The organism is Streptomyces malaysiense (genome assembly GCF_000980885.2).
In the GTDB taxonomy this organism is placed as follows: domain Bacteria; phylum Actinomycetota; class Actinomycetes; order Streptomycetales; family Streptomycetaceae; genus Streptomyces; species Streptomyces malaysiense.
Map to the genome: position 1 here is coordinate 316,515 of NZ_LBDA02000012.1, position 16,748 is coordinate 333,262.

Consider the following 16,748-nt stretch of genomic DNA (forward strand, 5'->3'; position numbering starts at 1 on the left):
CACCGCCCCGGCGGACCGTCCGGCACGGTCCCCGGGCCCCCCGCGCCCCGACCCCCGCCGGCGACCGCCCGCGGCTTCCGGCCGACTCACCCGAACCGAACACGAAGAAACCGAACACGAAGAAGGAGACAGAGATGGACGAGAACACCCGCTACCAGGTGCTGCGCAACGACGAGGAGCAGTACTCGCTCTGGCCCGTCGACATCGAGGTGCCCGCCGGCTGGCAGCCCGCGGGCAAGGAGGGCACCGAGGCCGAGTGCTCCGCCTACGTCGACGAGGTGTGGACCGACATGCGGCCCAAGAGCCTGCGCGAGCGCATGGAGAACGCGGGCGCCTGAGCGGCCGTACCACACCGCCCGCCGGGCCGGCCGCACCCGCGCCGGCCCGGCGGCGCACCGCACCCGCGCCCCCCACGCACGAACCGCCGCACCGGCGCCCCACCGCCCTCGGCCCTCACCGCACCGCATCACCCCTGAGGAGCCTGTCATGACCCCCGAACTGCGCACCGAACGCCTGGTGTTCCTCCCCTACCGGCCCGAGCACGAGGACGTCTTCGTGGAACTGCTGCGCGACGAGGAGGTGTGCCGCTGGATGGGCCAGGACCTCGTGCCCGAACAGCAGATCCGCGAGGTGTTCCGCGTGATCCTCACCGACATCTACCCCCAGGGGCGGTTCGACGTCTGGGGCCTGTGGCTGGCGGACCGTTACGTCGGCCACGCCGAGGTGAAGCCGACCGGCAACGTCGAGGGCCACGAACTCGTCACCGCCCTCGCCCCCGGTTACTGGGGGCGGGGACTGGGCGGCGAGGTGGTCCGCGGCCTGCTCCGGCACGCCGCCGACAGCCTCGGCCTCACCGAGGCGTACGGCATGGTGGGCGCCGAGAACACCGCCAGCCTGGCCATGTGCCGCCGCCTGGGCTTCCGCCATCTGCGCGATGTCGTCGGCGACGACGGCTCGGTGACGAAGCTGCTGGTCATCCCCACGGCGGCGGGCGGGGCGGGCCCCGCGCGGCCGCCGGCGCCGGACGCCGCGGACGGGCCGGTCCCCGCCGGAGCGCCGGGTGCCGAGGGCCTGGCCGGGGCGGCGAGCGCCGGGGAGGCCGGATGAGCCGGCCGCCGCTCGCCCAGGAGAGCGCCGGGACCGCGGGCACCGGCCCGCCGCCGGGGCTGTGGCGCAACCGCGACTTCAACCTGCTGTGGACCGGGCAGTGCCTGTCCGACCTGGGCGGCGCCATGGTCGACCTGGCCCTGCCGCTGCTGGTGCTGCAGCAGACCGGGTCCCCGGCACGGGCCGGGGTCGTCGGCACCGCGGGGCTCGTCACCGCCCTGGTGTGCCGGCTGCCGGCCGGCGTCCTCGCCGACCGGTTCGACCGGCGCCGGCTGATGATCGCCTGCGACGCGCTGCGGATCGCCGTGTACGCCCTGCTCGGCTGGGCGGTCCTCGCGGGCGCCGCCGGCCTGCCGGTGATCCTCGCGGTGGTGATCGCCGGCGCCGCCGCCACCGCCGTCTTCAGCACCGCCGAGCACGCCTCGGTGCGCAGCCTGGTCCGCCCGGACCAGCTCGCCTCCGCCGTCGCCCGCAACGAGGCGCGCACCTACGGCGTGTCACTGGCCGGACCGCCACTGGGCGGCCTGCTGTTCGGGCTCGGCCGGTTCCTGCCCTTCCTGGGCAACGCGCTGAGCTTCCTGGTGTCCCTGGCGGCCGTCTGCTGGATCAGGCGGCCGCTCCAGCAGCACCGCGAGAAGGTGGCCGCGCCGGTCGGCGCGGCCACCGCGGAGGGCCTGCGCTTCCTGCTGGGGCATCCGTTCCTGCGTGCCCTGCTCGCGATCGCGGCTCCGCTGAACATGGCCTTCACCGGCATGGTCTTCGCGATGACACTCGCCCTGCGCCGGGCCGGTGTGGCACCGGTCCTGGTGGGCCTCGCCGGCGCGATCTTCGCGCTCGGCGGTCTCCTCGGGGCCTTCGCCGCCCCGGCACTTCAGCGGCGGCTGCGGCTGCCCGTCCTGATCACGCTGCTGTGCTGGGCGACCGCCGCCCTGATGGCGGTCAGCACGCTGCTCTCCGGCACCGTCCTGGCCGCGGTGCCGCTGGCCGCGGCCGTGTTCCTCGGGCCCACCGCGAACGCCACCCTCTTCGGCCACCAGGCCGCCGTCACCCCCGACCACTTGCAGGGCCGGGTGGTCGGCGGCGTGCTGCTCGCCGCCGGCTCGGCCGCCGCGCTCGCCCCCGTCCTGGCGGGCGTGCTGCTGGCCCGCTGGAGCCCGGGGCCGGCCATGCTGGTCTTCCCGGCACTGGTCGTCCTCGCCGCGGTGACGGCGACCCTCAGCAAGGGCATCCGCACGATGTCCGCCTGACGCTCCGGTCGCGGGTGGCCGGCGCCCGGGGCGGGGCGGCGCGAAGCCGTCCGCGTGAGCGTCACCACATTCCTTGCATGATGCAAAAAGAGTGGCCGGCGATCCCGGGGCAGCCGCCGGCGCCCCTGGGGCACTCCTGCCGCCGGGACCGCTCAATCGTCCCAGGGGTCCACGCCGGACGTCAGCCGGACGAAGGGGATGGCGCGCCCGGCCTGCCGGAACCCCGCCTCGCTCCCGTTCGCCGGCAAGCCCATGAACGCGCACAGCCGTCGCGCGGTCCGCGGATGGCGCCGGCCGTACCGGGCCATGATGTCCGCGCCCTCCTCGGCGGCGGGGAAGCGGGCCGTGACGGCGTGGTGCCGGGCCCCCACCTGGATGACGGTCTTCGGACGGGCCCGCAGATTGCGGTACCAGTCGGCTTGCGGGCCGAAGCCGGAGGCGATGGTCCACCCCCGGCCGTCCGGTTCGCGTTCCACCACTTCGAGGACGGTCAGATGGCTCCGCCCGGTGACACGTCCCGTGTGGTGGAGCAGGAGGAGCCTGCCGCCGAAGAGCCCGCCCAGTCCCGCGCGGAAGGCGATGATCGGCAGTCGCGCGGCCGATCGCCGCCAGCCGCGCGGGGAGCGGGACTGCACGGACGCTGCGGGTCTGCTGGACATCTTCGCCTTTCGGCAGGTCGGACAGGGGCGGGTCACGGCTTCCGTCGGGTGAGCGGGGCAACCGAATGCTCACCACGAGAACCATTGCATAGTCTAAAGACGGGGAGGGCCTCTGCGGCAGAAGCGTCCGGGCGGCTCTCGGGCTGCGTTGGAGGACAGATGACCGTGGAAAGACCGGATGCGCCCGTGTCCGGCTCGGCGATGCTTTCGTGGTTGCCGGTGGGGGCGATGGCCGTGGTGGCCGTGGCCGATGTCGTCGCCGGGCCCGGAGTGGGCTTCCTGCCGCTGGTCTCGCTCGGGCCCGCCTTCTCCGGGCTCGTGGGCGGCTGGCGGCGCACGGCGCTGATCGGTGTGGCGGCCCTGCTGTTCTGCGTGGGCCTCGGCGTCTACGACGGACTGTTCGAGGAGCGGCGCGGTTTCACGGCCATGGCGTCCGTGGTGGGAGTCACGGGGGCGGGCATCGTCGCCGCCGTGATGCGTTCGCGCAAGGAGGCGGAGCTGGCCAGTGTGAGATCGATCGCGGAAGTGGCCCAGCGGGTGCTGCTGCGGCCCGTGCCGCGCACCGCGGGCCCGTTCCGGGCGGTGGTCTCGTACACCTCGGCGGTGGCGGAGGCCCGTATCGGCGGCGACCTCTACGAGGTGGTCGCGTCGCCCTACGGGGTCCGGGTGATCATGGGCGATGTCCAGGGCAAGGGGCTCGCGGCGGTCGAGACGGCCGCCGTGGTGCTCGGGGCCTTCCGCGAGGCGGCGTACGACGAACCCGACCTTCCCGGGGTGAGCGAGCGGCTGGAGCGCAGCGTGGCCCGGGAACTGGAGGGGGAGAAGTTCGTCACCGCCGTGCTCGCCGAGTTCGGCCCCGGGGAGGAGGTCGTCTTCCTCAACCACGGTCATCCGGCTCCGATGATCGTCCACGAGGACGGCGGCGTCGCCTTCCCCGAGCCGGAGGCCTTCGCCCTGCCGCTCGGTCTGGGCGGGCACGGTGGTGAGCGGCCCGCCCCGTACCGCGTGGACTTCGTGCCCGGGGACCAGCTGCTCCTGTACACGGACGGTGTCACCGAGGCCCGGGACCCCGGCGGTTCGTTCTACCCGCTCGCCGACCGCAGGACGCTGCTCATGACGCCCGACGCGGATCACGCCCTGGAGGCTCTGCGTGAGGACCTGGTCCGGTACGCCGAGGGTCCGCTCCATGACGACGCCGCGATGCTCCTGCTCCGCTATCACGGACACACGGAAGGGAAACCCGGTGCCCTCGGATGAGCAATTGGCGTGCCAGGCACGGTAAAAAGGAGTCATGCCGGAACGAGAGACCCCCGCGGACGCCCTGGACGATGTCGACGCGGTCACCAGAGCAGTACTGACGGCTTCCCGTCTGCTGGTGGCGGTCTCCGCGCGATCGCTCGCCGCCGTGGAGGACCGCGCGACCGTCGCCCAGTTCCGGATGCTCGTCGTGCTGTCCACCCGGGGCACGACCAAACTGGTGGAGCTGGCCGAACTGCTCCAGGTGGCACCCTCGACGGCCATGCGCATGGTCGACCGGCTCATCGCCACGGGGCTCGCGGACCGCCGGGCCAACCCCGCCAATCGCCGTGAGACCCTTCTGACGCTGACGGAGGAGGGCCGGCGGGTCGTCGAGGACGTCACCGCCAAGCGGCGGGCCGAGATCGCCGCCATCGTCGAACGGCTCCGCCCGACCGAGCGGCTCGCGCTCATCGAGGCCCTGGGCGCCTTCAACCGTGCCGGAGGGGAGCCGCAGGCTCCCAGTGCGGACGCTCCGGAGCCGCACCCGCTCGGATGGATCATGGACGGAGCGGTGACGCCCGGCGCCTGACCCCGGGTCCGGACGGGTGCCGCACGCGGCCGGCCCGCGCTTTTCTCCCCGAGCCATTTTTTGCATAATGCAAGAAAGCGGTGCGACGGACATCGGCTCGGGCAGAGGAATCGCGGAGGGGATCGCATGCGCCGCAGGCGTAGGCCGCCGGCTCCCCCCGAACCGCACCTCATGACGTACCTGCGGACCGCGGTGTGGGGGCCCGCCGAGTTCGTCGGGCCCCCACCGGCCCGGCTCGTCGGCAAAGGCGTCCTCGTGGGAGCCGTCGCGGCTTCGGCCATCCTCGGAACGGCGCTCCTGGGCGCGTGGACGGGCGTCACCGCGCTGGCCCGGGGTGAGGCCGGACTGGCGGTCGTGGCCGCTCTGGCCGTGTACCTGGTCTCCGTCGGAGCCGGCCGCGCCCTGGTCGGCGTCACCGCCCTGCTCGGCGTCTGCTTCGCCCTCCAGGCGCCGCAGGCGGCCGCCGGCATGGTGCTGGCGGAGCGCGGCCAGGTGCGGTCCGTGATGGTGACGTCCGTCGAGGCCGCCCGGATGGCGGGTGGCGGTGACGGCCACTACCTGTGCGCGGTGACGAACCGGGACGGCGTCCCGCTCGGGATCCGCATCTGGCGCGGCTGCGACGGGTCGATACGGCCCGGGGACACGATCGACGTCGTCTACGACCCCCGCGAGCGGGTGCCGCCGCGTGGTGCGACGGGTGGCCCCGGACCGTGGCGCGGCCCGGCGCGCTGGGGGGCGGCCCTGCTCGCCGCCGGTGCGACCGCCGTGGTGCGCTCGTACCGCCTGCCCGCTCAGTCCGGGACCGTGTGAGTCGAGCCCGTTGTCCCACCGCCCCGCGACGGGCGGTGGGACAACGGGCTCGACCGCCATCACGTCTCGTGCCGACGCGCGGAAGCCACCCGTCCCGGCCGCATGATGCGGATCTTGCGGCCCTCGCAGGCGGGGCAGCGCGGCGACTGCAGCGGGGAGGGCACGAGCCTGCCGTCGAGGTGGTAGACGGCGAGTATCTGCGCGTCGTCCTCCACGGTCAGGTCTATGTCGTACGTGTTCTCCCAGCCGTGTCCGCAGTCGAGGCAAGCGAACGAGTAGGCGCGGCGGACGTGGTCCTTTTCCACGGTTTACCTCCTTGGAGCGGTGTATCCATCGAGGTTCCCGATACCCAGTCTTGCACAGTGCAAAAGAGTCCGCGGGCCGATCGGTCCCCGCTCAGGCGGTCGCGTGCACGGCGCGCAGGGCGCTCTGGTGGCTGAGCCAGCCCACCGGGCTGCCCCGGTCGGTGTCGAGGACGGGTATCCCGGTTCCGGCGGAGGCCAGGAGGGTGTGCAGGGCCTGGGCGAGCGGCTGGTCGGCGGTCACCACGGCGGGCGGCTCGGCGAGCTGCCGCACGGTCGACGGCGCCGCGTCCGGCTGTTCCGCCAGGGCTTCGGCGACGGTCTGGGCGGTGACGACGCCGACGTACGCGCCGTTGTCGTCGACGACCGGGAGGGCGCCGTGTCCGGAGAGGCTGAGCAGGTCCGCGGCGTCCGTGAGCGGCGTGGCCGCGGGCAGCGGGGCGGGCAGTGGCTCCATGACGGTGCCGACGTGCTGGGCGCCGATGGCCGCTCCCTGGGCGGGGCCCTCCAGGTCGATGCCGCGGCGGCGCAGCTTGAGGGTGTAGATGGTGTCGCCGGAGAGCAGCCGGCTGGTGGCGGTGGCCAGCACGATGGCCAGCATCAGGGGCAGGATGATCGAGTACTCGCCGGTCAGCTCGAAGAGGATGACCACCGCGGTGATCGGTGCGCGGGCCCCGCCCGCGAACACCGCGCCCATACCGATCAGGGCGTACGCGCCGACCGCGCCGGCGGTGCCGGGCAGCAGGTGGTGGACGCCGATGCCGTAGGCGGAGCCGAGCATGGCGCCGATGAAGAGACTGGGCGCGAAGACGCCGCCCGAGCCGCCGATGCCGATGGTGAGGCTGGTCGCCACCATCTTGCCGACCAGCAGCAGGAGCAGGAAGCCGGCCGCGTAGCCGCCCGCGGTCGCCTTCTGCAGGACCGGGTAGCCGACGCCGTACATCTCGGGCAGGACGAGCAGGACCACGCCGAGCGCCAGTCCGCCGACCGCGGGGCGCAGCCACTCGGGGCCCCGCCAGAGCCAGTCGCAGGCGTCCTCGATCAGGTAGAGGAAGCGGGTGAAACTCATGCCGACGACGGCGGCGATGACGCCGAGCAGGGCGAACAGGCCGTACTGGGTCAGGTGGTCGACATGGAAGTCGGGCAGGTTCAGGAAGGCGTTGTCGCCGAACGCGGCGCGCCCGATCACGCTGGCGGTGACGCTGGCCAGTACGGTCGCGCCGAAGGCCTCCGCCGAGAAGGTTCCCAGGATCAGCTCCATGGCGAAGAAGACACCCGCCAGGGGAGCGTTGAAGGTGGCCGCGATGCCGCCCGCCGCGCCGCAGGCGACCAGGAGCTTCATCCGGCCCTCGGTCGCCCCGATCAGCCGCCCGAGGGTGGAGCCGAGCGCGGAACCGATCTGCACGATGGGGCCCTCGCGGCCCACCGAACCGCCGGAGCCGATGGTCAGCGCCGAGGCCAGCGTCTTGACCACGGCGACCTTGGGACTGATCCGGCCGCCGCGCTGGGCGACCGCGAGCATCACCTCGGGCACCCCGTGCCCGCGTGCCTCCTTGGCGAACCGGTTGACCAGCGGGCCGTAGAGCAGCCCGCCGACGACCGGGGCGAGGAGCACGAAGTACGGGCCCAGCCACGGTACGTGCGGATTCGTGGCCCCGGGGGAGGCCGCGTAGTCGCCGTGACCGGACAGCAGGCGGGTGAAGGTCTGGATGCACCAGCGGAAGACGACCGAGCCGGCACCCGCCCCGGCGCCGACCACCACGGCCAGTGCCATCACGATCCACGGGGCGTTGCGCAGCGCCGTGAGTCTCGGGGCGGGGGCGGGACCTGGTGTCTGATCGCCGGTCGGGTGCTTGCTGTCCAATGTCGCCGGTATGGCGCTCATCAAATCTCCTTCCTCACTTTTGCATTATGCAAAACAAGACGGAGGTACGCACCGGCTGTCCATCCATCGGGACGGTCCGGACCGAGATGCGGGCAGCCTTCTTGACGTCCCGGCTTTGCATAGTGCAAAAAAGAACAGTGTGCATGAGGGGGAGAACGGGGGAGAGGCGGGTGGATCGATGAAGGTCGTCATCTGCGGCGCCGGGATCGCGGGGCTCGCCCTGGCCGGCCGTCTGCACAACGTGCTGGGCTGGGAGGTCGTGGTTCTGGAGCGGGCGCCGCGGCCGCGCGCCGAGGGCTATGTGATCGACTTCTTCGGGCCCGGGTACGACGCGGCCGAGGCCATGGGGGTGCTTCCCTGGCTGGAGGAGCTCAGCCAGCCCGTCTCCGAGATGGTGCTCGTGGACGAGCACGGGCGGCGCCGGGCCGGACTCCGGTACGACGGTCTCGCCCGCTCCGTCCGCGGGCGCCTGCTCAGCATCGCGCGGCCCGACCTCGAACTGGCCCTGCGGGAGAGGCTGTCCCTGGCCGTCGGGCTCCGCTTCGGCGTGGGCCCGGCCCGTGTCGACGTCCGGCCCGATCGCGTGCGCGTGGACCTCACCGACGGCAGCGGCATCGAAGCCGACCTCCTCGTCGGCGCCGACGGCATCCACTCCACCGTCCGCGGCCTGGTGTTCGGCGACGAAGCACGCTACGTACGCCACCTCGGCTACCACACCGCGGCCTTCACCGTCGACGACCCGGTGAGCCACGCGGAGATCGGCGACCGCTTCTGCCTCACCGACACCCTGGGCCGGCAACTGGGCCTGTACGCCCTGCGCGACGGCAGGGTCGCGGTGTTCGCGGTGCACCCCGGCGGGGCGGACCGCCTTCCCGCCGACGCGCACGCGGCACTGTGCGAGGAGTACGCCGCGGCGGGCTGGCTCGCCCCCCGCGTCCTGGCCGCCTGCGATCCGTCCACGCGGATCTACTACGACCAGGTGGCACAGGTGGAGCTGCCCTGCTGGAGCCGGGGGCGGGTCGTCCTGGTCGGCGACGCCTGCCAGGCCGTGTCGCCACTGGCCGGCCAGGGCGCCTCCCTCGCGGTCGGCGGTGCCTATGTCCTGGCCGACCAACTGGCCCGGGCCGCCCGCGTCGAGGACGCGCTGACCGGCTACGAACACAAGTGGCGGCCGGTCGTCACCCGCGCCCAGCGCACCGCCCGGCAGGCCGCCCGCTGGTTCGTCCCGGAGTCGACGCGGGACCTGCGGCTCCGCCGCCTCGCCCTGCGGTCCTTCGGCCTGCCCGGCGCGCGCCGGCTGGCCGGCACCGCGTTCACCGGAAGGGCGGGTCCGCCGCTGCGCAGGCTGGCCACCATCCCGCCGTGGGTGACCGGCCGCGAACCCGTCGTCGGCCGCGAGAGCGCGGGTCCGCCCGGCCGGTGATCACCTCCGTACCGGGCGCGCCGGAGGTGATCACCCCCGTAGCGGCGCCCGAGCGGGGCCGGGTGAAAGGCTCAGACCGGACCGAAGTAGCGCAGCCACACGTAGCCGAGGGAGATCGCCACCGTCGCGGCGGTGACGATCAGGCCGTACTTGGTGAACTGCCAGAAGGAGATGGGCTGGTGGTTGCGTTCGGCGATGCCGAGGACGACGACATTGGCCGAGGCGCCGATGGCGGTGGCGTTGCCGCCCAGGTCGGCGCCGAGTGCGAGAGCCCACCACAGCACGTGGCCGCTCGCGCCTCCCATGTCGCGTACGAGGTCACCGGTGACGGGGGCCATCGTGGCGACGTACGGGATGTTGTCCACGACACCGGACAGGACGGCGGAGCCGCCGAGCAGGGTCAGGGCACCGCCCAGTTCGTTGCCGCCGATCAGATCGCCCAGCCGATGGGAGAGTTCACCGACGACGCCGGTGTCGATGAGCCCGCCGATCATGATGAACAGGCCCGCGAAGAAGGCGAGCGTGGGCCACTCGACCTCGGAGAGGACCTCCTGGGTGTCGACCGTGGAGACGGCGACGAGCAGCCCGGCGCCGAGCAGGGCGATGATGCTGGGCTCGTAGTGGAGCACAGGGTGCAGCACGAACCCCGCCATCACCAGGGCCAGCACGAACAGGCCCTGGACGAGCAGCCGGGGGTCCTTGATGGCCTCGCGCTCCTTCAGCTCCATGATCTCGGCCGCGCGTTCCTCGTCGTAGGCGAACGAGTCGCGGAACATCACACGGCACAGGGCGAGCAGGGCGAGGACCAGGACGACGGCGAGCGGGGCCAGCTGGACGACGAAGTCGTTGAAGGTCAGTCCGGCCCGGCTGGCGACGATGATGTTGGGAGGGTCGCCGACGAGGGTCGCCGTACCTCCGATGTTCGAGGCCATCACCTCGGCGATCAGGAACGGCGCGGACGGCAGCGCCAGGCGTTCGCAGACCAGCAGGGTGACCGGGGCGATCAGCAGAACCGTGGTGACGTTGTCCAGCAGCGCGGAGACGACCGCCGTGAGGACGACCAGCATGCTCAGCACGCGGAAGGGTTTCGCGTGGGCGCGCTTGACCGACCAGATGGCCAGGTACTCGAACATGCCGGTCTTCTTCAGCACGCCGACGATCATCATCATGCCCATCAGCAGGAAGATGACGTTCCAGTCGATGCCGGAGTCCTCCGAGTAGAAGGCGGAGATGTCGTCGGTCGCCCCGATGGCCAGCATGAGCCCGGCGCCGCCCAGGGCCACGGCGACCCGGTGGATCTTCTCGCTGATGATCAGTGTGTACGCGCCGGCGAAGACGATGATCGCCGCCCAGCTCTGCCAGTCCTTCACGGTCCTCCGGTCACGGGGCGGGCTCGGTGTGGTGCGACCCGGCCGGCGCCGCCGTCGCCGCGGGGCCGATCGTCAGTGGATGTGCTCGGCGCACGACGGGATGTCGAGCCGCCCAGGAGAGGAAGGGAGAGGTGGGGGAGAGGGGGAGGTGGAACGACCTCCGCCGCGGGTGCCGCCGGCGGGAGCGCACACGCTGTTATTGCACTCATGGCGAAGGCCCCCGATCGGAAGAGACAGTTATCCCCTGCTCGCCGACCAGACTTCCCGGCACACCGGGCGAAACTGTACCCTCTCTTGATGCGTTCTTGACAGATCGCTGACCGGATCGAGGCGTCGGGGTCAGGAGGCGGAGCCCAGCAGCCGGTGCAGCAACTGGGTCGCGGTGATCACTCCGAGGAGACGCGTCGCCGCCCCGTTCCGCTCCACGACCGCCACGAGAGGGCTGCGTACCCGGGCCATCAGCGCGGCGACTTCCAGGACGGTGGCGTCCGGGTCGGTCACCGGGGGCGCGGGTACGTTCGCCGACAGACACTCACGGACCGTGCGCCCCTCGAGGGCCTGGCACAGCCGGTCCGCGTGCCGTTCGTCGACCACCGCGGCCAGCGTCGGGTCCTCGACCACATAGCCCGGGACCAGGATCTTGACCATCTGCGAGGCGGGCAGGATCGCCTTCGGCGCGCCGCTGTCGTCGAGGACCAGGAGAGCGGGCAGTCCGTGCTCGGCCATGAGCGTCGCCGCCGCCGTGGCGTCGTCGTCGATACCGACGGTCTTGTACTCCACTGCCAGGTCACGTGCTCGCACGTCGTCTCCTGTCGTCCTTCCGGTGCCTGTGCGCAAGCGGCACGTGTACGCGGCGACCGGAACGACCCGCCGCGCGGCGAACCCCGACGGCCCACCGGGCGCGGGCGGTGCGGAAACCCCGCCCTCGCCGTCCCGCTGTGCCGGCCAAAGACCGCGCGCATCGTGCTGGACGGGATGATACGGCCCCGGTCCGGAGGTACGGGCGCGCCCGGCGGACCGGCCCGGAGCGACGCGGTGGGGTCCGGTCGAGCCTGGTGGTACCCGGCCGGGGCACCCGTTCGAGGCCGGGGCCGGGGCCGGGGCCGGGTCGAGCCGGGCGTGCCGGATTCAGGAGGTCCGCAGGTCCGCGGACGGCGGCTTCGGCGCTTCGATGCGCCGGCGCAGGGTGGCGGCGAAGTCCGCGGCGCGGGAGAGCTGGACGCGCAGCCTCTCCACCTGCTCCACGGCGTCCCGCTCGTAGCCGCGGACACGCTCCAGCAGGGCTTCGTGCTCCTCGGCGCCGAGGTCGTCATCGCCGTCGAGGCGGTCGATGGCGTCCAGCAGGTCGCGCATCTGCTCCAGGGTGAAGCCCAGCGGCTTCATCCGGCGGATCACCATCAGACGGGCGACGTCGTTCTCGGTGTAGAGGCGGAATCCGCCCTGGGAGCGGGCGGAGGGGGCGACCAGGCCGGTCTCCTCGTAGTGCCGGATCGTGCGCAGGGACAGCTCTGTGCGCGCGGCGACCTCGCCGATCTGCATGTGCTTGCCGTCCACGCCCGTCCTCCAGCCCTGCGCGCCGAGGCGGTGCCCGGTCCGTACGCCCGCCCATCCCTACCCTAACGTTAGGGTAGAGTTGCCGACGGCGAGGGGCGGCCTGCCGCTGTCTCGCCGTCGCTCTGCCGGGGTCGATGACGCCTCCGGCGAAGATCCGATTGTCGCAGGAGAAGCGTGCGCGAGCTGACGAGGCCCGGCGCCGCCGTTCTCCCCCCGTGATCCGCCGCTTCTGAAACCGGCCGCGCGCGAGGCCCCTCCCGCCCGGCGCCGGTTCCCGAAGACCTCCGGCCCGCCCGCGGCGGGCCGGTCAGCGGCCTGGCGTCCGGCCTGCCGCGTCCCCGTATCCGCGTCCCGGCGGGCTCCCGCCCCGGGGTGCGCCCGAGCACGACAGGTAACCGCCCCCTTGCCTTCTTCCGCGCCCTCGTCCCGCCTCTCGCCCACCGGGCTGCCGCGCCGGCCCGGCCGGCCCGCCTGGCTCTCTCCGGCCGTCTTCCGGACCGAGGCCCTTGCGGGCCTGGTGGTCGGTCTCGCTCTGATCCCGGAGGCGATCTCGTTCTCCGTCATCGCCGGCGTCGACCCGAAGGTCGGGCTGTTCGCCGCCTGCACCATGGCCATGGTGATCGCGTTCGTCGGCGGCCGGCCGGCGATGATCTCCGCGGCCACCGGCGCCGTGGCCCTGGTCGTGGCCCCCGTCGTCCGCCAGCACGGGCTGGGCTACCTGATCGCCACCGTCATCCTCGCGGGCGTCTTCCAGATAGTCCTCGGCGCGCTGGGAGTGGCCAAGCTGATGCGGTTCGTCCCGCGCAGCGTGATGGTCGGCTTCGTCAACGCACTGGGCATCCTGCTGTTCACCGCCCAGATCCCCAACCTGCGGGACGTGCCCTGGCCCGTCTATCCGCTGGTCGCCGGTGGTCTGGCGCTCATGCTGCTGTTCCCCAGGCTGACCAAGGCGGTGCCCGCGCCCCTCGTGGCGATCGTGATCCTGACCGCGATCACCGTCGCGGCCGGGATCGCCGTACCCACCGTCGGAGACAAGGGCAAGCTGCCGTCCTCCCTGCCCGTGCCGGGCCTGCCTGACGTGCCGTTCACCCTCCACACCCTCGGCGTCATCGCGCCCTACGCCTTCGCCATGGCCCTGGTGGGGATCATGGAGTCGATGATGACCGCGAAGCTGGTGGACGACCTCACCGACACCCCCTCCGACAAGACCCGTGAAGCGGTCGGGCAGGGCATCGCGAACATCGTCACCGGCGTCTTCGGCGGCATGGGCGGCTGCGGCATGATCGGCCAGACCATGATCAACGTCAAGAGCGGGGCCCGCACCCGCCTGTCGACCTTCCTGGCCGGCTTCTTCCTGCTCGTCCTGTGCATCGTCCTCGGCCCCGTCGTCTCCACCATCCCCATGGCCGCGCTGGTGGCCGTCATGGTCCTGGTGTCGGTCGGCACCTTCGACTGGCACTCGATCCAGCCCGCCACGCTCAAGCGGATGCCGATCGGCGAGACCGCCGTCATGGTCGTCACCGTGATCGTCGTCGTCGCCACCGGCAACCTGTCCATCGGCGTCGTCGTCGGTTCCCTGACCGCCATGGTGATCTTCGCCCGCCGCGTCGCCCATCTCACCGACGTCACCTCCGTCACCGACCCCGACGGCACCCAGGTCGTCTACGCCGTCAGCGGTCAGCTCTTCTTCGCCTCCTCCAACGACCTCGTCACCCAGTTCGACTACGCGGACGACCCCGACAAGGTCGTCATCGACCTCACCGGCACCCACATCTGGGACGCCTCGTCCGTCGCCGCGCTCGACGCCATCGAGACCAAGTACGCCCAGCGCGGGAAGACCGTCGAGATCATCGGCCTGAACAACCCCAGTGCCCACCTCCACGGCAGGCTCAGCGGCGAACTCACCGCCGGCCACTGAGCCGGCCGCGGGCCCGCCGGTCCCCCGCCCCCGGATCGAAGAAGGTCCCGGCGCGCCGCGGGGCGCCCGGCACGCGGCCGCGGACGTGAAGGCCGGGCGGGGACATGACGGCACCGAAGACGGGCTCGGCCGGGTCGCGGACGCCTGCCGGCCGGCTCTCGGGACAGGGGGCGGCCGGAGGGTGACCCGCGTCGCATCGGTGCGGACGAGGCTTGCTATGCAACGAGTTGCATAGAAAGATCGACGGCATGGCGCTCGAACACGCGATCCTGGTGTCGCTTCTGGAGAAGCCGGGCTCCGGCTATGAACTGGCCCGGCGTTTCGAGCGCTCCATCGGCTACTTCTGGACCGCGACCCACCAGCAGATCTACCGCGTGCTCAAGCGTATGGAGAACGACGGCTGGGTCGACGCGCGGGACGTCCCGCAACAGGGCCGGCCGGACAAGAAGGAGTACCGCGTCGCCGACCTCGGCCGCGCCGCGCTGTCCTCCTGGCTGCACGACCCGATCGAACCGGAGAGCGTCCGCCACGACCTGGCCGTCAAGATCCGGGGCGCCGCCTTCGACGACCCGGCCGCCCTGATCCGGGAGGTGGAGCGTCACCGCCAGGCCCACCGGGACCGGCTGGCGCACTATCTCGCGGGCCAGGCACGGGACTTCACGGAAACCGGAGCCGGCCCGGCAGGTCCCGGGGCGCCGCCCGACGCGGAGCGCGAGCTGCAGCACGCCGTACTGCGCGGCGGCATCGCCTACGAGCGGATGATGATCGGCTGGCTGGACGACGTGCTCGCCACGCTGGCCCGGTTCGGTCCGGACAGCTGACCCCCGCCGGTCCTGCCGGGCCCGACGGGACCGGCCGCCCGCCTCCCACCCGACCACCAGCCGAAAGGCGCCCTCACCATGGCTGACCAGCTGCTGTTCAACCCGCGCACGTACGACCCCGCGCATTTCGACCCGGAGACACGCCGCCTGCTGCGGGCCACCGTCGACTGGTTCGAGGAGCGCGGCAAGCGGCGGCTGATCGAGGACTACCGCAGCCGCGCGTGGCTCGGCGACTTCCTGGCCTTCGCGGCGAAGGAGAACCTGTTCGCCACCTTCCTCACCCCCTCCTCCGCCGCGGGAACGGACGAGCCGGACAAGCGGTGGGACACCGCCCGGATCGCGGCGCTCAACGAGATCCTCGGCTTCTACGGCCTGGACTACTGGTACGCGTGGCAGGTCACGATCCTCGGCCTCGGCCCGGTCTGGCAGAGCGACAACGCCGCCGCCCGCGCCCGCGCCGCCGGACTCCTCGACCAGGGTGAGGTGTTCGCGTTCGGACTCTCCGAGAAGGCCCACGGCGCCGACATCTACTCCACCGACATGCTGCTCGAACCCGAGGCCGGCGGAGGCTTCCGGGCCACCGGCTCCAAGTACTACATCGGCAACGGCAACGCCGCCGGACTCGTCTCCGTCTTCGGCCGCCGCACCGACGTCGAAGGCCCCGACGGCTACGTCTTCTTCGGCGCCGACAGCCGCCACCCCGCCTACCACCTGGTGAAGAACGTCGTCGACTCCTCGAAGTTCGTCAGCGAGTTCCGCCTGGAGGACTACCCGGTCGCGGCCGAGGACGTCCTGCACACGGGCCGCGCCGCCTTCGACGCGGCCCTCAACACCGTCAACGTCGGCAAGTTCAACCTGTGCACCGCCTCGATCGGCATCTGCGAGCACGCGATGTACGAGGCCGTCACCCACGCCCGCAACCGCGTCCTGTACGGCCGTCCAGTCACCGACTTCCCGCATGTGCGGCGGGAGTTGACCGACGCGTACGTCCGGCTCGTCGGCATGAAGGCGTTCAGCGACCGCGCGGTCGACTACTTCCGCTGCGCGGGCCCCGACGACCGCCGCTACCTGCTCTTCAACCCGATGACGAAGATGAAGGTGACCACGGAGGGCGAGAAGGTCATCGACCTGATGTGGGACGTCATCGCCGCCAAGGGCTTCGAGAAGGACAACTACTTCGCCCAGGCGGCCGTGGAGATCCGGGGCCTGCCGAAGCTGGAGGGCACGGTCCACGTCAACCTGGCGCTGATCCTGAAGTTCCTGCGCAGTCACCTCCTCGACCCCGCCGAGTACCCCGCGGTGCCGACCCGCCATGACGCGGCGGACGACGACTTCCTGTTCAAGCAGGGCCCGGCCCGCGGCCTGGGCTCGGTGCGCTTCCACGACTGGCGGCCCGCCTTCGACGCGTACGCGCACCTGCCCAACGTGAGCCGCCTGCGCGAACAGGCCGACGCGCTCTGCGCGTTCGTCACGACCGCCGCTCCCGACGCGGAGCAGAGCCGCGACCTCGACCTCCTCCTCGCGGTCGGCCAGCTCTTCGCCCTCGTCGTGCACGGTCAGCTCGTCCTGGAGCAGGCCGCCCTGACCGGGCTCGACCCGGACGTGCTCGACGAACTCTTCGCCGTCCTCGTGAGGGACTTCTCCGCACAGGCCGTCGAACTGCACGGCAAGGACTCGGCGACCGAGGAACAGCGGAACTGGGCCCTCGGCGCGATCCGCCGCCCCGTGCCGGACCAGACCCGCACGGACCGGGTCTGGCAGCGCGTCGAAGCGCTGTCCGGGGCGTACGAAATGGCCCCGTAGCCCCGACTCCCACTGCGGGAA

At 72.3% G+C, this 16,748-nt stretch carries 16 protein-coding genes; 10 read left to right on the top strand and 6 right to left on the bottom strand.

Annotation, left to right across the window (positions count from 1 at the left end):
- Positions 1-134 precede the first annotated feature (134 nt).
- The 3 genes from VT52_RS07115 to VT52_RS07125 all read left to right on the top strand — a co-directional run bounded on the left by VT52_RS07115 (position 135) and on the right by VT52_RS07125 (position 2,354).
- Positions 135-338 carry an MbtH family protein gene (locus tag VT52_RS07115; protein ID WP_046421857.1) on the top strand — a complete coding sequence of 68 codons (204 nt, stop codon included), beginning with the start codon at positions 135-137 and terminating at the stop codon, positions 336-338.
- 148 nt (positions 339-486) lie between these two features.
- Entirely contained in the window at positions 487-1,107 is a 621-nt protein-coding gene (locus VT52_RS07120) for a GNAT family N-acetyltransferase (RefSeq protein ID WP_079174889.1), read from the top strand.
- Positions 1,104-2,354 (top strand): MFS transporter, encoded by a 1,251-nt coding sequence (locus VT52_RS07125; RefSeq protein WP_079174890.1) that lies wholly within the window; start codon positions 1,104-1,106, stop codon positions 2,352-2,354. The genes VT52_RS07120 and VT52_RS07125 overlap by 4 nt, the downstream gene beginning before the upstream one ends.
- 152 nt (positions 2,355-2,506) lie before the next feature.
- Here VT52_RS07125 and VT52_RS07130 read toward each other — a convergent pair whose 3' ends face one another.
- Positions 2,507-3,013, bottom strand: coding sequence for a nitroreductase family deazaflavin-dependent oxidoreductase (locus VT52_RS07130; RefSeq protein WP_046421779.1), 507 nt, complete (start codon positions 3,011-3,013; stop codon positions 2,507-2,509).
- 159 nt (positions 3,014-3,172) lie between these two features.
- Here VT52_RS07130 and VT52_RS07135 point away from each other — a divergent pair, with 159 nt between their 5' ends.
- From VT52_RS07135 to VT52_RS07145, 3 genes are all read left to right on the top strand, one after another.
- Positions 3,173-4,270, top strand: coding sequence for a PP2C family protein-serine/threonine phosphatase (locus VT52_RS07135; RefSeq protein ID WP_046421780.1), 1,098 nt, complete (start codon positions 3,173-3,175; stop codon positions 4,268-4,270).
- A gap of 34 nt (positions 4,271-4,304) precedes the next feature.
- Positions 4,305-4,841, top strand: a complete 537-nt coding sequence (locus VT52_RS07140) for a MarR family winged helix-turn-helix transcriptional regulator (protein ID WP_046421782.1) — start codon at positions 4,305-4,307, stop codon at positions 4,839-4,841.
- Between the two features lie 171 nt (positions 4,842-5,012).
- Positions 5,013-5,651, top strand: coding sequence for a hypothetical protein (locus tag VT52_RS07145; protein ID WP_046421783.1), 639 nt, complete (start codon positions 5,013-5,015; stop codon positions 5,649-5,651).
- A 59-nt stretch (positions 5,652-5,710) separates the two neighbouring features.
- On the opposite strand, the gene VT52_RS07150 is transcribed toward VT52_RS07145, so the two are convergent.
- Together VT52_RS07150 and VT52_RS07155 are read right to left on the bottom strand one after the other, a co-directional pair.
- Positions 5,711-5,956 (bottom strand): hypothetical protein, encoded by a 246-nt coding sequence (locus VT52_RS07150; RefSeq protein WP_046421785.1) that lies wholly within the window; start codon positions 5,954-5,956, stop codon positions 5,711-5,713.
- A gap of 91 nt (positions 5,957-6,047) precedes the next feature.
- Entirely contained in the window at positions 6,048-7,727 is a 1,680-nt protein-coding gene (locus VT52_RS07155; protein ID WP_206306456.1) for a chloride channel protein, read from the bottom strand.
- A gap of 289 nt (positions 7,728-8,016) precedes the next feature.
- Here VT52_RS07155 and VT52_RS07160 point away from each other — a divergent pair, with 289 nt between their 5' ends.
- Positions 8,017-9,261, top strand: coding sequence for an FAD-dependent monooxygenase (locus VT52_RS07160; protein WP_046421788.1), 1,245 nt, complete (start codon positions 8,017-8,019; stop codon positions 9,259-9,261).
- A gap of 71 nt (positions 9,262-9,332) precedes the next feature.
- On the opposite strand, the gene VT52_RS07165 is transcribed toward VT52_RS07160, so the two are convergent.
- The 3 genes from VT52_RS07165 to VT52_RS07175 form a co-directional block, all read right to left on the bottom strand.
- Positions 9,333-10,631, bottom strand: a complete 1,299-nt coding sequence (locus VT52_RS07165; protein WP_046421789.1) for an ArsB/NhaD family transporter — start codon at positions 10,629-10,631, stop codon at positions 9,333-9,335.
- Positions 10,632-10,970: 339 nt separating this feature from the next.
- The gene (locus VT52_RS07170) at positions 10,971-11,432 is read right to left on the bottom strand and encodes a CBS domain-containing protein (RefSeq protein WP_046421792.1); all 462 of its coding nucleotides are present in this window, start codon (positions 11,430-11,432) and stop codon (positions 10,971-10,973) included.
- A gap of 327 nt (positions 11,433-11,759) precedes the next feature.
- Positions 11,760-12,185, bottom strand: a complete 426-nt coding sequence (locus VT52_RS07175; RefSeq protein ID WP_206306451.1) for a MerR family transcriptional regulator — start codon at positions 12,183-12,185, stop codon at positions 11,760-11,762.
- A gap of 403 nt (positions 12,186-12,588) precedes the next feature.
- Here VT52_RS07175 and VT52_RS07180 point away from each other — a divergent pair, with 403 nt between their 5' ends.
- From VT52_RS07180 to VT52_RS07190, 3 genes are all read left to right on the top strand, one after another.
- Complete coding sequence (locus VT52_RS07180; protein WP_046421794.1) at positions 12,589-14,103, top strand: SulP family inorganic anion transporter; 1,515 nt, start codon at positions 12,589-12,591, stop codon at positions 14,101-14,103.
- A gap of 248 nt (positions 14,104-14,351) precedes the next feature.
- Entirely contained in the window at positions 14,352-14,924 is a 573-nt protein-coding gene (locus VT52_RS07185) for a PadR family transcriptional regulator (protein WP_046421795.1), read from the top strand.
- Between the two features lie 78 nt (positions 14,925-15,002).
- A complete protein-coding gene (locus VT52_RS07190; RefSeq protein ID WP_046421796.1) occupies positions 15,003-16,727 on the top strand; it encodes an acyl-CoA dehydrogenase family protein in 1,725 nt (574 codons plus the stop codon).
- The last annotated feature ends 21 nt before the right edge of the window (positions 16,728-16,748 follow it).

Coding starts and splice junctions, on each gene's coding strand:
- VT52_RS07115 (WP_046421857.1), top strand. CDS start 135: ATGGACGAGAACACCCGCTACCAGGTGCTGCGCAACGACGAGGAGCAG.
- VT52_RS07120 (WP_079174889.1), top strand. CDS start 487: ATGACCCCCGAACTGCGCACCGAACGCCTGGTGTTCCTCCCCTACCGG.
- VT52_RS07125 (WP_079174890.1), top strand. CDS start 1,104: ATGAGCCGGCCGCCGCTCGCCCAGGAGAGCGCCGGGACCGCGGGCACC.
- VT52_RS07130 (WP_046421779.1), bottom strand. CDS start 3,013: ATGTCCAGCAGACCCGCAGCGTCCGTGCAGTCCCGCTCCCCGCGCGGC.
- VT52_RS07135 (WP_046421780.1), top strand. CDS start 3,173: ATGACCGTGGAAAGACCGGATGCGCCCGTGTCCGGCTCGGCGATGCTT.
- VT52_RS07140 (WP_046421782.1), top strand. CDS start 4,305: ATGCCGGAACGAGAGACCCCCGCGGACGCCCTGGACGATGTCGACGCG.
- VT52_RS07145 (WP_046421783.1), top strand. CDS start 5,013: ATGACGTACCTGCGGACCGCGGTGTGGGGGCCCGCCGAGTTCGTCGGG.
- VT52_RS07155 (WP_206306456.1), bottom strand. CDS start 7,727: ATGGCACTGGCCGTGGTGGTCGGCGCCGGGGCGGGTGCCGGCTCGGTC.
- VT52_RS07160 (WP_046421788.1), top strand. CDS start 8,017: ATGAAGGTCGTCATCTGCGGCGCCGGGATCGCGGGGCTCGCCCTGGCC.
- VT52_RS07185 (WP_046421795.1), top strand. CDS start 14,352: ATGGCGCTCGAACACGCGATCCTGGTGTCGCTTCTGGAGAAGCCGGGC.
- VT52_RS07190 (WP_046421796.1), top strand. CDS start 15,003: ATGGCTGACCAGCTGCTGTTCAACCCGCGCACGTACGACCCCGCGCAT.